We start from the raw sequence: 13,882 nt of genomic DNA, 5'->3' as shown, positions 1-13,882 counted from the left end.
GGCGGATCTTCATTTCCTTAAGGCGCTCAATCTCTTCGTCCTTGTAGCGGATCAACTCGTCGCTCACGCGCTTGGCCTGCGCGAGCTCAAGCTCGTGGGCTGCCTTGGCCTGTTCCTCACGCGAATCGCGCACCGCCAGCTCACTCGTCAGCTTGGCACGCGCCTCATCACGCTCACGCTCCGCCGCGGCGACCGCCTCCGATAGGTTCATTTTGGCCGTCAGCTCCTGTTCGCGCAGCTGGGCACGCAGGCCCTCGGCCTCTTGCTCGGACTGAGCCTTTGCGGCGGAAAACTTCTCTTGTACCTTCGCGCGATAGTCAGCAAGCGCGCGCTCGGCCTCGCTGCGAGCGGCATCGAGCTCACGCTGCGACTCTGCCGCGGCAGCGGCAAGCGCCATCTCCTGGGCCTTGTCCGCAGCGGAGAGCTTTGCCTGTAGCTCAGCAATCTGAGCGTCGCGGGCGGACAGATCGTTTTGAGCAGCATTGCGCGCCACCGCCTCGGCAAGTTTGGCTTCGTCATCCTTGCGTCCCAGCTGCGCGCGCAGGTTATCAATCTCACGCTGGAGCTCTGCGTTTTCCTTCTGCGCATCCGCACGGGCCTCAACCGCCGCGCGCTGGCTTGCACTCTCGCGCTCCGTGGCAGCGCCCTCAAGCTTGGCGCGCAGCTCGGCAAGCTCGGCATCGCGCTTGGCAACCTCTTGTGCCAACTCCTGCGCCGCAGCGTTCTTCTGCTCGACAAGCTGAGCGTCGCGTTGAGACTCTGCCTTTTGCAAGGCAGCCGTCGAACGTGAGCGCTCAAGTTCCAGCGCCTGCTCGCCCTCGCGCTGGACTGCCTTCACACGCTCATCCAGATCGCGCGAAAACTCGGCATCGCGTACTTGCTTGACGATATCCGCATAGCCAGACGCATCAACCTTAAACACTTCGCCGCAATGCGGGCACCTGATCTCGTTCATAGCAGCTCCTCGATGGACGCAAATTTCAATCGCCTACACTCTACCGCGCCGCACGGACAAAAAAGGCGCCGCCGCCATAATGGCAACGGCGCCAGAACCACCACAAAGGTGCCTGTCCCCTTTGTGGTGGTTTGGGCGCCCTATAGCCCAAAGAAGCTCAAGATCTGGTCTCGGCTTACGGGCTTGTACTCGTTGGCGTCGAGGCCCACATCGTAGCGAAAAATGGGGCGCTCGCGATCGCGGTTGCGCGCGTTGGTGCGGTCTCCCCTGCTGTGGATATGCCCGTGCAGCATGATGGCGCCACGCGCCTTGCCATTCCAGCTGAGCATGGGGTAGTGGCTCATAACCAGACGATGGCCCTTGGCATAGCCGGGAGCAATCTCCAGGTAATCGCGCACGTCTTCCCAAATTTGCGGGGCGTCGGAATCTTCCCAGTCGCCGTCATGGTTACCGCGGATGAGCGTCGCATTCTTGCATTCGATACGCTCGCGCAGGCGCACCGCCTCCGCCATGGGCAAGCGATACGTAAAGTCTCCCAGGATATAGAGGCGGTCGTCCGCAGCCACGCACTCATTGATGGCATCGATGACCTTGCGGTTCATCTCCTCGACCGAATCAAACGGTCGATCCATGTCGTGCAAGATATTCGTATCGCCCAGGTGCAGGTCGGCGGTAAACCACATCATCGTCTATGCCCTCATTTCGCAATGCATCCAACTCGTGCTAAGTATACAGACGTAGCGATGCGGCGGTTATCCAAAGAGCCCGCCGAACAGTCCCCGGCGGCGCTTGTCTTGCTTTTTCGAAGCGTCACCCTGAGTTTTCTTGTCCTGCCGCATCTTACGGTCCTGTTCCAGCTCATCGTCATCGAGTAGCACATCCCACTCAAACGGATCATCTGCCAGATCAAACAGGTCATCGTCATCAAACATGGCAGCCTCCATTGCCGACTAGCGAGCATCCACCACGTAGAGCCCAACGCGCACCTGATGCCACGGGCTGCGCTCGGGGGCAACCTGTTGCACACGGGCCTCAAATACGTCCTCGTGGCCGTAATACATCATCAAGGACAGTGGGCCGACCTCGTTTCCCGGAACGTAGCCAAGTTTGGTCTTGCCATAGTAGATCGCAACTGCCTCGGGGTCATGGGGATTATCGCGCTCGGCACACAGCGTCAGTTTATCGCCCGCTTTAAGATCGCCTAGGACCAAAGCGCCATCGGCATACTGAAATCCTGCAATGTGAAATGACAGAAGAACACGCGAAGGCTCGTACATAGCAGCTCCTCTAACGGCCGGATAAACCGGTGTGTAACCTTATTGAGAAGTCTACGGTCCCGTGCGGACACAAATACATCCTGTCTGCGTCCTTCAATCGTTTGCCTCAACGCTTGCGCGACAGAACGCTTGCAGATAAGATAGGAACACGGATGGCACCCGTTGCCGCGGGTCTTGCCAACTCCGATACACGTTTTCATCGTGAGAAGTGGCCGTCTTCGCTTACGCGGGGGCGGCTATTTCATTCGGCCGATAAACAGACCGAGTTCGATAGCCGCAATCAACAACGCCAATAACGAAATAACATCGCTTACGTTCATACCAAATCCCTTCTAAAGGGAGTTGGCCCATCCGTGCTCCATAACAGTAGTCTAACGCAAAATGCAGGTAATAGGAACACTTGTTCGTATTACCTGCGCCCTTTTCTAATGCACAAACATGCGCACGAACTTGTGCTTCCAGCTTGCGTAAGGAGCATAGCGGAATGGCACGTCCAGCCACGTTGCCTTGTTCACGATGCTCTTCTTGTGGCTAAACGTATCGAAGCTCTCGCGTCCATGGTACCGCCCCATACCGCTCGCACCCATGCCACCAAAGCCCATATGGCTCGTAGCCAAGTGCATAATCGTGTCGTTGACGCAGCCGCCGCCAAAGGGCACGTAACGCACAAAGCGCTGCTGAACTGCGCGATCCTGGCTAAAGATATACAGAGCCAGCGGCGTCGGACGATCCGTAATAAACGTCTCGGCCTCGTCTAGGCTCTCAAACGTCAGCACCGGCAAGATGGGGCCGAAAATCTCCTCCTGCATCACGGCGTCATCGGGGGTCACGCCGTCCAAAATCGTCGGCTCAATCTTGAGCGATGACTCGCGCGCCGTGCCTCCAAGCACAACCTTATCGGGATCGATCAGCCCACGCACGCGCGCAAAATGCTTGGCGTTGACGATATGCCCATAATCCTCGTTATCGAGCGGATGCTCGCCAAACATACGGCGGGCCTCTTCCCTGATGAGGTCCAGCAGCTCGTCGTGCACGCGCGTATCGACCAGCAGGTAGTCGGGCGCCACGCAGGTCTGCCCTACGTTGAGCCATTTGCCAAAGGCGATACGCCGTGCCGCGACCTTCAAGTTTGCCGTCGCATCCACGATGCAGGGGCTCTTGCCGCCCAGCTCAAGCGTCACGGGCGTGAGGTTTTTACTCGCGCGCTCCATGACGAGCTTGCCGACCGGAACGCTACCGGTAAAGAAGATCTTGTCCCAGCACTCATCGAGCAACGCTTCGTTCTCGGCGCGCCCGCCCTCGACAACCGTCACCAGGCGCGGATCAAATGCCTCTTCACAGATTTGCTTGAGCACCGCGCTCGATGCCGGAGCATAGGCACTCGGCTTGATGACCACGGTATTGCCCGCGGCAAGGGCGCCGGCGAGCGGCTCGAGTGTTAGCAAAAACGGGTAGTTCCACGGAGCCATGATGAGCGTGACGCCATAGGGCACGGCTCGCGTTTTGCACGCGCTCACGGCGTTGGCAAGGTCACACGGACGCAGGCGCGGACGACTCCATCGAGCCACGTGAGCGATCTGATGACGAATCTCGGAAAGCGACGTGCCGATCTCGCACATATATGCCTCGTCATGCGACTTTCCCAAATCGGTCTTGAGTGCATGGGCAATATCGGCCTCGTGCGCACGAACCGCATCGCGCAGGCGCACCAGTGCACGGCGGCGAGTATCGACATCAAACGTGGCATGCGTCTTAAAGTAAGTGCGCTGATCGCCGACGATGCGCGCAATTTCCTCGGTGTTCATGGACCCTCCTAGTTCTCGTCCTCAAACATACCACCTGCAACAACTTCGTACATATGCTCGAGCTCCAGGCGGTCCATTAAAAGAGAAACGGGGTACAGGGGATTGGCCTCGGCATCGGCATGGGCCGCCATTTGCGGAATATCGGAACGGCGAATACCCAAGACATATTTGGGGATTCCCAGGGCCTCGTTCATGCGGTCGACCCAATCGATAAAGGCCTCGGCCGCAAGACTGTCCTGCGCGGTAGCCGGCGCAATGCCCGCCATGCGAGCAAGATCGGCAAGCTTGGGGGCGGCGGCGTCACCATAAGCGCGAAGCATGTGCGGCAGGATGATGGCGTTGGCCAAGCCGTGCGGAATCCCGTAACGCCCGCCCAAGCTGTGTGCGATGGCATGAACGTATCCAACATAGGAGCGCGTAAAGGCAACACCCGCCTTATACGCCGCCGAAAGCATATTGCGGCGCGCACGCATGTCGTCGCCATGCTCATAGGCCTCGAGCAAATTGTCGCGGATGAGCTGGACCGCCTGACGCGCCATCTTGCGCGTGTAGGGCGTGGTGCTACGGCCGATAAAGGCCTCGACAGCATGCGTCAGGGCGTCCATACCCGTCTGCCCCGTGATGGACGCCGGCAACCCGCGCGTAAACTCGGGGTCGTGGACTGCAAAACGCGGGATGAGCACAAAGTCGTTAATGGGGTATTTATAGTGCGTCTCGTCATCGGTAATTACCGCCGCGAGCGTGACTTCGCTTCCCGTACCGGCGGTAGTGGGAACCGCAATAAGCAGCGGCAGGAGACGGTGGACACGCAACAGGCCACGCATCTTGTTGATGGGCTTGTTTGGCTGCGCAATGCGCGCCCCCACACCCTTGGCGCAGTCCATGGCTGATCCTCCGCCAAAGCCGATAATGGCCTGGCAGGCGCTCTCTCGATACAGCGCCGCCGCTTCCTCCACGTTTGAGACCGTGGGGTTCGCACGCGTTTCGGCATAGACCGTAACGCCAATCCCCTGAGCCGTAAGCGCACGCTCGAGCGATGCCGTGAGCCCCAAACGTGCAATACCAGGGTCTGTCACGATAAGGACCTTCTGGATCGAGCGCTTTTGAAGCACCGCGGGCACATCCTCGGCATGCTCCAAAATGTGCGGCTCGGTATAGGGCAGGATCGGCAATGCAATGCGAAAAACCGTCTGATATGTTCGGCACCAGGCACGACAGGCTAGATGCATAAAGGAAACTCCTTTATTTGTTGATGGGTCAACATTTGCTCGACCGATTGTACTCAGCGGCGGTCAAAGACGGCCTGCCAATCGTTAATCAATCAACATCTTCATATCTCAAAATTATTTTATTAAAAATCATTCCTAATAGGCTTCACATTTGGTTGCATTTATGGATAATAGAACTCGTCAAGACGCACGTCCGGAGAGGGCCCTTACGGGACCGGACGAGCGCACAATCGCCATCGATCGAAAGGATCGAATCATGAAGTTTGTTTGCCCCGTTTGCGGTTATGTGGAAGAGTTCGACGGCGACCAGCTGCCCGAGGACTTCAAGTGCCCCCAGTGCGGCGTTCCCGGTTCTCGTTTCCTGAAGCAGGAGGAGGGCCAGCTCGAGTGGGCTGCCGAGCACGTCGTGGGCGTCGCCAAGATGGAGGGCGTCTCCGAGGACATCGTTGCCGACCTGCGCGCCAACTTTGAGGGTGAGTGCTCCGAGGTCGGTATGTACCTGGCCATGGCTCGCGTCGCTCATCGCGAGGGCTACCCCGAGATCGGCCTGTACTGGGAGAAGGCTGCCCACGAGGAGGCCGAGCACGCTGCCAAGTTCGCTGAGCTCCTGGGCGAGGTCGTAACCGACTCCACCAAGAAGAACCTCGAGATGCGCGTTGAGGCCGAGAACGGCGCCACCGCCGGCAAGACCGATCTTGCTAAGCGCGCCAAGGCCGCTGGCCTCGATGCCATCCACGACACCGTGCACGAGATGGCTCGCGACGAGGCTCGCCACGGCAAGGCTTTCGCCGGCCTGCTCAAGCGCTACTTCGGCTAAGCCAGCAACCTGAGACATAACCTCTAGCTCGATGAGGCCCGGACCGCATGGTTCGGGCCTTTTTCGTGCCTCACAAACTTGTTAACTACCTGAAATAGGACCGCCTTCGGCATCGGCTTCTCGTCAAAAACTAAGTGAGTAGACTTTTTGGAACTTGCCGAGCAGACCATCCATATCACTTTATAAAGCCGCAGGTAAATGCCTTGTTGCAAAACGACCTAGTCGCCAAAGTGCCAAAAGTCTACTCACTTAGATTCGCAGCCGTCCACGATCGAGCCATTTTGTGTCTAACGGGCATCTTTCCGTCGATTACTCCCAATTTTGTCCAGTCAACGAATAGTTCAGACCTGAGTAATGTCTCAGCCCTTTGCTCATCTGAGCTTTTATCACGATATTCAGCATCGAGCATCCTGCATACGGCCTTAACGATCGCGCGGAATCTATCCTCATCCGATATCTGTCTGTGTGTCAGGAGAAGCACATCGTAGCCCATGGCCTGAAGGGCCGTCATGCGGTCAGCGTCACGCAAGCCATCCCCTGCGCGTCCGTGCGAGGCCTTTCCCTGACATTCAATGGCCACCTGTCGCCTGCCGTCCGGCGAAGACAGAAGTATGTCGATATATACACGGGACTTTCCCACAATCGCTCGAGCACTTGTGCTTAGCATCACTTCAACATTAAGCTCTATGTCGCAAAAGCCTACGCCTCCCAGGGATCGCGGCAGTGCAAGTAGCAAATACGCCTCGACCTCAAAAGGCGACGCGGCACCCAATGGAACAAGTTGCGACACCGTCCTAAATCTATTGCCGTAACGTATCCCGCAAACATCTGAACAAAAACGGTCAAGGTCTCCGCCCAAAACCAAAGCGTCTCGACGCCATAAATTTGAGGCGGTGCCGTCCTCGGACGGGCAGCGCACCCAACCGAACGTTGTCGAGATCGCGCCCGAATCAATTGCACGCGAAAGCTCCGCCTCAAGTGCCGCAGGCAGAGCGCACACCGCAAACAAGCCACACATCTCCGCCAATACCAAAAGAAGCTGAAGATCCGTCAGATGCCGCGACATGATGAATACCGTCAGAAGAGGAGACGTAATCAAAAACCCATGCTCCGTTTCCAGTACGGATTCCCTGGGAAGCTCACCAAGAAACAGCCGCTGCCTAATGCTGGCAGGACAAGTCCGTTTGTTTCTTGTCTGAACCAATGTATACAACGGAAAACCGAGCGCGACCGCAGCCGTCGGGTTGCGGGCGAGATCATATCGCTGCCGGTCTTCTTCCGGTCGTGGAAGCGGCGGACACAGAGCGCGGACCTGAGGGGGCAAACGCCAGTACCTAAAAGCCGATATGTCACAAAGTAGATCTTTCATAGGCACAGGAAAACACGAATTTCAACCCAGTCAGTCACGCATTGGCGCGAACGCGCCAAAAATGGTGCCGAACGGACTGCCAAGTTTTCAACAGCCCTCCCCAACTGGCCAAAAGCTTGCCGAGAGCTGGACGAAGTTCTGTTGAAAACCCCATTTTTTCTCATGCAGAAGCTTTGCGCGACAAGTGAGTAGACTTTTTTGAACATCCCGAGCAGCCCGGTCATCCTGCTTTTCAAAACCGCAGGTAGATAGCTTGTTACAAAACTGCCTGGTCGCCAAAGTTCCAAAAGCCTACTCACTTAGGTTGCAGAGTGCTCCCATTAGCTGCGATTCCAAGGTATTTAGCGCTTTTGAACTCAAATCGTCATACTGAACAAGAATTTGACTTGAGTTTTCAGGGACAAATGCGCCATCGGCACACCAATAACAGTCACTGATATCGACAAAAGGGATACTCGAGCGCGTGAGGGCCCGCACAAAAGAGCTTCCGCCCGCTCCGCGCTCCGCAACCACGGTGCAGTAAAGGCCCGCGTCTGCATGTTCGATCGAGACCTCCCCTGCCGGAAACGCTTTCCGCACAAGCGACGTCAGGCCATCACGCGCCTCGCGAGCACGAACGCGCACGCGGTTCACATGTCGCTCGTAATCACCCGATTCCAGCAAACGCGCCAAAGCGACCTGGTCAACAGAGCTCACCGACGAGGCGTAGAAACCAAGGTTGCGCCTAAACCGCTCCATTAGCTCATCGGGCAACACCATATACGCCAAACGCAACGCCGATGAAAGGCTCTTCGAAAACGTGTTGGTGTAGATAACCGACTGGGCGGCATCGATCGACGCGAGCGCGGGAATCGGCTTGCCGGCAAGGCGAAACTCACAATCAAAGTCATCTTCGATGAGATACCGACCTGGTCGCTCGGCGGCCCAGCTCAGTAGCGCATAGCGACGCGCAATACTCGTCACAAGGCCGGTCGGATACTGATGAGACGGCATCAAGTGAAGGACATCGGTCCCGCTTTTCTGCAGAGTGCTCAAGTCCACGCCCTCATCATCCAACGGGATATGTCGTACTTGGCAGCCCATAGCCTGATAGATACGCGTCAGACGCAAATAGCCCGGGTCCTCAACGGCATACACCTTGTCGGCTCCAAGCAACTGAACCAACATGGTATCGAGCAGCTGGGCGCCTGCACCGATAACAATGTTGTTGGGGTCGACATTCATGCCCCTTGTCCCACGCAGATGGTGAGCAATTGCGCGTCGCAGCCGAGCGGTGCCCTGCGCCGGTGCGGGCGAAAAGATTTCGCGCTCATCTTCGGATGCCAGCGTCGCCCGTAGTGCGCTTTGCCAAAGCCGCGCCGCCTCCAAAGCGGAAGGAGAAAGTGCATCGAACAGCTCGACCTGTCCGTTGACATCATGCGCGCTGAGGCCCACAGAGACGGTATCTCGGTCGATGCCCTGCGAAGCCAAAGGCAAAACCGGTGCATCCGGAAGCTTGCAAGCGTAGTAGCCACGACGCGGCATTGAGCAAATATAGCCCTCGGCAAGTAACTGGCTATATGCATTCTCGATGGTAATGACACTGATTCCCAGATGACTGGCAAAGGCGCGCTTAGACGGAAGATGCTCCCCCGCCACAATACGTCCAGCAACAATATCATCTCGAATTTGCTGGTAAACATACTCATAAAGCGATGCTTCGCCGCGTTTTTCCAAATTGTAGTCAAGCATGAGTTTGCCACCTGACCTTATCGAGCTGTTCAATCTGGTATTAGGCTGACCTTATTATTATCTCGAAAACTGAGTATTTTGCCATACCCAGCTCCCCGATAGGATGTTCCGTCAAGCAATGCACATGCCAACCAAGGGAGCAACCATGGCAGAACAGACCAGCAAGGCCGATCGCGTCAAACTCAATCGCGAACTCGCGCAGATGCTCAAGGGCGGCGTCATCATGGACGTCACCACGCCCGAGCAGGCACGCATCGCCGAGGAGGCAGGCGCCTGCGCCGTCATGGCACTCGAGCGCATCCCGGCCGACATCCGTGCCGCAGGCGGCGTCTCGCGCATGAGCGACCCCAAGATGATCAAGGGCATCCAAGAGGCCGTCTCCATCCCTGTTATGGCCAAGTGCCGCATCGGTCACATTGTCGAGGCGCAGGTCCTGCAGGCTATCGAGATCGATTACATCGACGAGTCCGAGGTTCTCTCCCCTGCCGATGACGTCTATCACATCGACAAGACCCAGTTTGACGTGCCATTTGTCTGCGGCGCCCGCGATCTGGGCGAGGCGCTGCGCCGTGTTGCCGAGGGCGCCACTATGATTCGCACCAAGGGTGAGCCGGGTACGGGCGACGTCGTTCAGGCCGTGCGTCACATGCGCAAGATCCAAAAGCAGATCCGCGACGTTGTTGCCCTGCGCGACGACGAGCTCTTTGAGGCAGCCAAGCAACTGCAGGTTCCGATCGAGCTGGTACGCGAGGTCCATGCCACGGGCAAGCTTCCCGTCGTGAACTTTGCCGCCGGCGGCGTAGCGACCCCGGCCGATGCCGCGCTGATGATGCAGCTGGGTGCCGAGGGCGTCTTTGTCGGCTCGGGCATCTTTAAGAGCGGCGACCCCGCCAAGCGCGCCGCTGCCATCGTCAAGGCCGTGGCAAACTTCACCGATGCCAGGCTCATCGCCGAGCTTTCGGAGGACCTGGGCGAGGCCATGGTGGGCATTAACGCCGACGAAATCGAGATTATCATGGAAGAGCGCGGGCGCTAGTCCAGCAGAAAGGATCGCACATGAGCGATTATGCAGACCAAACGGTTGCCGTGCTGGCGGTCCAAGGCGCTTTTGCCGAGCACGAGGCAAGACTATTCGAGCTTGGCGCACACTGTATTGAGCTGAGGCAGGCGGCTGATTTGAAGCAGGACTTTGACCGTCTGGTACTTCCCGGCGGCGAGTCTACCGTTCAAGGGAAGCTGCTTGATGAGTTGGGCATGCTCGAGGAGCTTCGTGCCCGTATCGCTGAAGGTATGCCCGTCCTGGGCACCTGCGCCGGCCTGATTCTACTGGCTCACGACCTTGCCGCCCATGACGATAAGGGCACGCCGCGTCTGGAAACCATGGATGTACTTGTCGAGCGCAATGCCTACGGCAGGCAGCTCGGCAGCTTTCGAACCAAGGGGCAAATAGCCGGCATCGACGGTGAAGTGCCGCTGACGTTTATCCGCGCGCCCAGCATCGTCGAGGTCCACGGCGACGCCAAGGCCTTAGCGAAAGTCGACGGTCGTATTGTCGCCGCCCGTCAGGGCAACCAGCTCGGCGTAACCTTCCACCCCGAGCTCGACGACGATACCCGCCTCCACGAACTGTTCCTACAAATGTAGGCATCGAAATCAACAAACGAAACGAGAGTGGATGATCTCCCACTTTGAGCTTGAATGCAGGCTCAAACCGGGAGATCATCCACTCTTGTTCTATGTAGTCGTTTAAGAACGTCCCCAATGACTACAAGGAGTGTCCCAAGCTGCCGGCAGAAAAGGAACGTCCCTAACTGCCGCATCCGGAGCAAGACAACGCCGCAGGCAGAGGACGGACAGCGAGCGGGTCGCATTTGAGGCAAGGTGACGTGAAACGAAAGGGCGCTGACCTTCTGGTCGCGCCCTTGAAGTTGAACGTCAGATTGTCCAAATGCGGCCCGCGCAGCGTCGGCCCGTTACGGCGTTTGGTAAAACGCCGTAACTAAAAACGGTTACCGCGGAAGCCGCCGCCGTTGCGGCCGCCGCGGTCGCCACCGCGACCGCCGCGGTCGTTACCACGGTTACCGCCGAAGCCACCACGGTTGCCGCCGCGATCGCCATAGCCACCACGGTTGCCGCCAAAGCCGCCGCGACCGCCACGGTCGCCGCCACGGTCACCAAAGCCGCCACGGCCGCCGCGATCGCCACCGCGACCGCCACGGTCACCGCCACGGCCACCGCGATCGCCAAAGCCGCCGCGACCGCCACGGTCGCCGCCACGGCCGCCACGGTCGTCACGGCCGCCGCGAGGACCGCGGTCCTCGTCCAGGCCCATGGCGACGAGCGGAGCGATAACCTTATCGAGAGCGGCCATCAGCTCGGTGGCCTCCTCATAAGAAAGCTCGGGCAGGAGCTTCTCCTTCTTGTTGGCAAGCTCGACCAGGCCCTCAGCGGCATCCTCGGCGGCGAAGACAACAATCTTGCGCATATCGCCCTCGGCGTCGTCGATGCGGCCGACCAGATCGGCAGCCTCGGCCTCGGCCATCAGGCCATCGAGCTCACGGAGGCGCATGCCCAGCAGGTCAGACATTTCCTTCTGCTCCATCTTGGGCTTGAGGTCAAGAAGCTTGATGGCGCGCTCGATGTTCGCCATGCGCTCGGCCTTGGCCTCCTCCTCCTTGGAAATAGCAAAGCGACGGCTACGCAGCAGGCGGGCGGCCTTCTGCATCTTGTCCATCAGCTCTTCGTCATCGTAATCAACGGCGGCCTCGACAACCTCGGCCTCCTCCTCGGCGGAAACCTCGTCAGCAGCCTCAACCTCGGCAGCTTCGGTCTCCACGGTCTCGACTGCCTCGACCTCGGCAGCCATGGTCTCGTTCTCGGTCTCGTTCATGATCTCTTCGTTCTCGGACATGAGACTCCTTCTTGGCCCTCTCGGGCATCATCGCCCCATTCGCGGGGCCCGTCGCGCACTCTTTGCGCTTTAAACAATCATGCCTCTCGGCAAAACGTCCATTAGTTTATGGTGTCGCCATCCAATCTAGCTGCAGAATCTATGTGCACACATTAATGCGACATGTGCGACTCGCGACGAGCGTACACCAGCGACGCCACAAACCCGACCACGGCAATTACAGCCGCCACACGCACGGCAGTTGCAAATCCAATCGCCTGGGCAACGTCCGTCGCAACGCCAGCGGCACCGGCAGTCGCCGCAGAGCTCGAGAGCAGGCCGATAAACAGCGACGGGCCAAGCGATGCGGCAATCATGTTCCACGTGTTGAGCAATGCCGTTCCGTGAGGATGTTCAGAGGCAGGCAGCGTCTCCAAGCCGGCCGTTTGCGAGGGGCTCAGCACCAAACCGACTCCGGCATACACCACAACGGTCAGCGCCACGACGACGCCGATGTTCATGCTTGCCGCCGTCATCGAGATGACAGTCTGCCCCACGGCAATCAGGGCAAAACCGACCGGCAGCAGCGGCCATGCGCCACGGGCGTCCATCACGCGTCCGCCCACAATCGAGGTCACGGCGTTGCAGGCAATCGCCGGCAAAATGAGCAAGCCCGCAATAAGTGCGGTCATGCCGTATGCGCCCTCAAAATAGAGCGGCAACAAAACGCTCATCGAGAACGTCGTCATCATCGACACCACCACAAGCAAACACGCAGGCCAAAAGCGAAAGCTCGCCATGGGACGCACGTTAAGCACCGGATGCTCGAGCTTGAGCTGACGGGCCGCAAACAGGCCGAGCAGCACAATGGCGGCGAAAAGAGCCACGATGCCGGCAATCAGATTGGTCGAGAACTCGCCTACGGAATACACAAATGCCGTAATGCCGGCGGCGAGCAAAACAACCGACAGAATATCAAGCGTGGTGTTCGAGCGCTCTCCGACATTCTGAACAAGCTTAACGCCCGCCGCAGCGACCACAATGCCGCCCACCAGCGGCACTACGAACACCGCCCTCCAGCCAAATAACGTGCACATAAGACCGCTAATCACGGGTCCAAACGCCGGTCCTAGCGTAATGCAGGCGCCGCCCAGGCTCAGATACAAACCGAGCTTCTCGCGCGGGGCGCAAGACAGCACCACGTTCATCATGAGCGGGAACAAGATGCCCGATCCCGCAGCCTGCAAAATACGACTTGGCAGCAAAACGCTAAACGACGGAGCGACCAGGCACAGGACTTCGCCGGCGACCATGCATCCGCATGCGAAAAACAGCAGCTTGCGCGTCGAGAAACGGCCGGACAGGAAGGCCATGATGGCCGTAAAGATCGACGTCACGATCATGTAGCCCGAGACGAGCCACTGCGCCGTGGTGGCACTCACCGAAAAGGCTGCCATAATGTCGTGCAACGCCACGTTAATGATGTTCTCGTTAAACGCGGCAACAAAGGCTGCAATATACATAACGACGAGAAGCGCCGCAGTGGCCGATGGCGTTACTTGAACTTGTTGCTGAGATTTGCTCCCCATGCATTTCCTTCCTCTTGGAACGACAGTCGCATCGCCCCAGAGGAACAGTCCAGGGCGAAAAATGAGCCCTAGACTTACGCCAGACGCCGTACACGACGAATCTGGCAACATGGTCCAACGTCAAAAGATTGTAACGCGGACGCGGGTTGATTTCCGATCTCAGCCGAACACATTGAGCAAATAGGCCATTCCCGCAGTTAGCTGAACGCCCCCGCGGCCC

Annotated in this window: 12 protein-coding genes and 1 pseudogene; 3 read left to right on the top strand and 10 right to left on the bottom strand. The window is 58.3% G+C overall.

The genetic code is table 11. From position 1 onward, the window contains the following. From AB5Z25_RS10100 to AB5Z25_RS10075, 6 genes and pseudogenes are all read right to left on the bottom strand, one after another. Window positions 1-955 (bottom strand): annotated as a pseudogene (locus tag AB5Z25_RS10100) (DUF2130 domain-containing protein); the annotation flags it as partial. A 140-nt stretch (window positions 956-1,095) separates the two neighbouring features. Beyond that, window positions 1,096-1,641, bottom strand: a complete 546-nt coding sequence (locus AB5Z25_RS10095; protein ID WP_368135482.1) for a metallophosphoesterase — start codon at window positions 1,639-1,641, stop codon at window positions 1,096-1,098. 66 nt (window positions 1,642-1,707) lie between these two features. After that, window positions 1,708-1,887 (bottom strand): hypothetical protein, encoded by a 180-nt coding sequence (locus AB5Z25_RS10090; RefSeq protein ID WP_035137042.1) that lies wholly within the window; start codon window positions 1,885-1,887, stop codon window positions 1,708-1,710. An 18-nt stretch (window positions 1,888-1,905) separates the two neighbouring features. Beyond that, the gene (locus tag AB5Z25_RS10085) at window positions 1,906-2,232 is read right to left on the bottom strand and encodes an HIRAN domain-containing protein (protein ID WP_035137041.1); all 327 of its coding nucleotides are present in this window, start codon (window positions 2,230-2,232) and stop codon (window positions 1,906-1,908) included. 425 nt (window positions 2,233-2,657) lie between these two features. After that, window positions 2,658-4,037 carry an aldehyde dehydrogenase gene (locus AB5Z25_RS10080; protein ID WP_368135481.1) on the bottom strand — a complete coding sequence of 460 codons (1,380 nt, stop codon included), beginning with the start codon at window positions 4,035-4,037 and terminating at the stop codon, window positions 2,658-2,660. Between the two features lie 8 nt (window positions 4,038-4,045). After that, window positions 4,046-5,266 (bottom strand): iron-containing alcohol dehydrogenase, encoded by a 1,221-nt coding sequence (locus tag AB5Z25_RS10075; protein ID WP_368135480.1) that lies wholly within the window; start codon window positions 5,264-5,266, stop codon window positions 4,046-4,048. 256 nt (window positions 5,267-5,522) lie between these two features. Here AB5Z25_RS10075 and AB5Z25_RS10070 point away from each other — a divergent pair, with 256 nt between their 5' ends. After that, complete coding sequence (locus AB5Z25_RS10070; RefSeq protein WP_022094328.1) at window positions 5,523-6,083, top strand: ferritin family protein; 561 nt, start codon at window positions 5,523-5,525, stop codon at window positions 6,081-6,083. 241 nt (window positions 6,084-6,324) lie between these two features. Here the strand turns inward: AB5Z25_RS10070 and AB5Z25_RS10065 are convergent, their stop codons facing one another. Both AB5Z25_RS10065 and pdxR read right to left on the bottom strand, forming a co-directional pair. Further along, window positions 6,325-7,182 carry a putative endonuclease domain-containing protein gene (locus AB5Z25_RS10065; RefSeq protein ID WP_368135479.1) on the bottom strand — a complete coding sequence of 286 codons (858 nt, stop codon included), beginning with the start codon at window positions 7,180-7,182 and terminating at the stop codon, window positions 6,325-6,327. 561 nt (window positions 7,183-7,743) lie between these two features. After that, window positions 7,744-9,183 carry a MocR-like pyridoxine biosynthesis transcription factor PdxR gene (gene pdxR / locus AB5Z25_RS10060; protein ID WP_195246466.1) on the bottom strand — a complete coding sequence of 480 codons (1,440 nt, stop codon included), beginning with the start codon at window positions 9,181-9,183 and terminating at the stop codon, window positions 7,744-7,746. 145 nt (window positions 9,184-9,328) lie between these two features. Here pdxR and pdxS point away from each other — a divergent pair, with 145 nt between their 5' ends. Further along, a complete protein-coding gene (gene pdxS, locus AB5Z25_RS10055) occupies window positions 9,329-10,219 on the top strand; it encodes a pyridoxal 5'-phosphate synthase lyase subunit PdxS (RefSeq protein WP_368135478.1) in 891 nt (296 codons plus the stop codon). Between the two features lie 20 nt (window positions 10,220-10,239). Beyond that, window positions 10,240-10,827: a pyridoxal 5'-phosphate synthase glutaminase subunit PdxT gene (gene pdxT / locus AB5Z25_RS10050; RefSeq protein ID WP_368135477.1), complete on the top strand. Its 588-nt coding sequence runs from the start codon at window positions 10,240-10,242 to the stop codon at window positions 10,825-10,827. Between the two features lie 355 nt (window positions 10,828-11,182). Here the strand turns inward: pdxT and AB5Z25_RS10045 are convergent, their stop codons facing one another. Then, window positions 11,183-12,094: a hypothetical protein gene (locus tag AB5Z25_RS10045; RefSeq protein WP_035137032.1), complete on the bottom strand. Its 912-nt coding sequence runs from the start codon at window positions 12,092-12,094 to the stop codon at window positions 11,183-11,185. Between the two features lie 152 nt (window positions 12,095-12,246). Beyond that, on the bottom strand, window positions 12,247-13,662 hold the full coding sequence (locus AB5Z25_RS10040; protein ID WP_368135476.1) for an MFS transporter: 1,416 nt from the start codon (window positions 13,660-13,662) through the stop codon (window positions 12,247-12,249). Between the last annotated feature and the right edge of the window lie 220 nt (window positions 13,663-13,882).

Source organism: Collinsella aerofaciens (assembly GCF_040910325.1).
GTDB lineage: Bacteria > Actinomycetota > Coriobacteriia > Coriobacteriales > Coriobacteriaceae > Collinsella > Collinsella aerofaciens_BL.
Note: the sequence above shows the minus strand (reverse complement) of the source record. Positions and strands in the feature narration are given on the sequence as shown.

Excerpts from the sequence above, each read along its gene's own strand:
- AB5Z25_RS10095 (WP_368135482.1), bottom strand. The coding sequence starts at position 1,641 with ATGATGTGGTTTACCGCCGACCTGCACCTGGGCGATACGAATATCTTG.
- AB5Z25_RS10090 (WP_035137042.1), bottom strand. The coding sequence starts at position 1,887 with ATGTTTGATGACGATGACCTGTTTGATCTGGCAGATGATCCGTTTGAG.
- AB5Z25_RS10085 (WP_035137041.1), bottom strand. The coding sequence starts at position 2,232 with ATGTACGAGCCTTCGCGTGTTCTTCTGTCATTTCACATTGCAGGATTT.
- AB5Z25_RS10080 (WP_368135481.1), bottom strand. The coding sequence starts at position 4,037 with ATGAACACCGAGGAAATTGCGCGCATCGTCGGCGATCAGCGCACTTAC.
- AB5Z25_RS10075 (WP_368135480.1), bottom strand. The coding sequence starts at position 5,266 with ATGCATCTAGCCTGTCGTGCCTGGTGCCGAACATATCAGACGGTTTTT.
- AB5Z25_RS10070 (WP_022094328.1), top strand. The coding sequence starts at position 5,523 with ATGAAGTTTGTTTGCCCCGTTTGCGGTTATGTGGAAGAGTTCGACGGC.
- pdxR (WP_195246466.1), bottom strand. The coding sequence starts at position 9,183 with ATGCTTGACTACAATTTGGAAAAACGCGGCGAAGCATCGCTTTATGAG.
- pdxS (WP_368135478.1), top strand. The coding sequence starts at position 9,329 with ATGGCAGAACAGACCAGCAAGGCCGATCGCGTCAAACTCAATCGCGAA.
- pdxT (WP_368135477.1), top strand. The coding sequence starts at position 10,240 with ATGAGCGATTATGCAGACCAAACGGTTGCCGTGCTGGCGGTCCAAGGC.
- AB5Z25_RS10045 (WP_035137032.1), bottom strand. The coding sequence starts at position 12,094 with ATGTCCGAGAACGAAGAGATCATGAACGAGACCGAGAACGAGACCATG.
- AB5Z25_RS10040 (WP_368135476.1), bottom strand. The coding sequence starts at position 13,662 with ATGGGGAGCAAATCTCAGCAACAAGTTCAAGTAACGCCATCGGCCACT.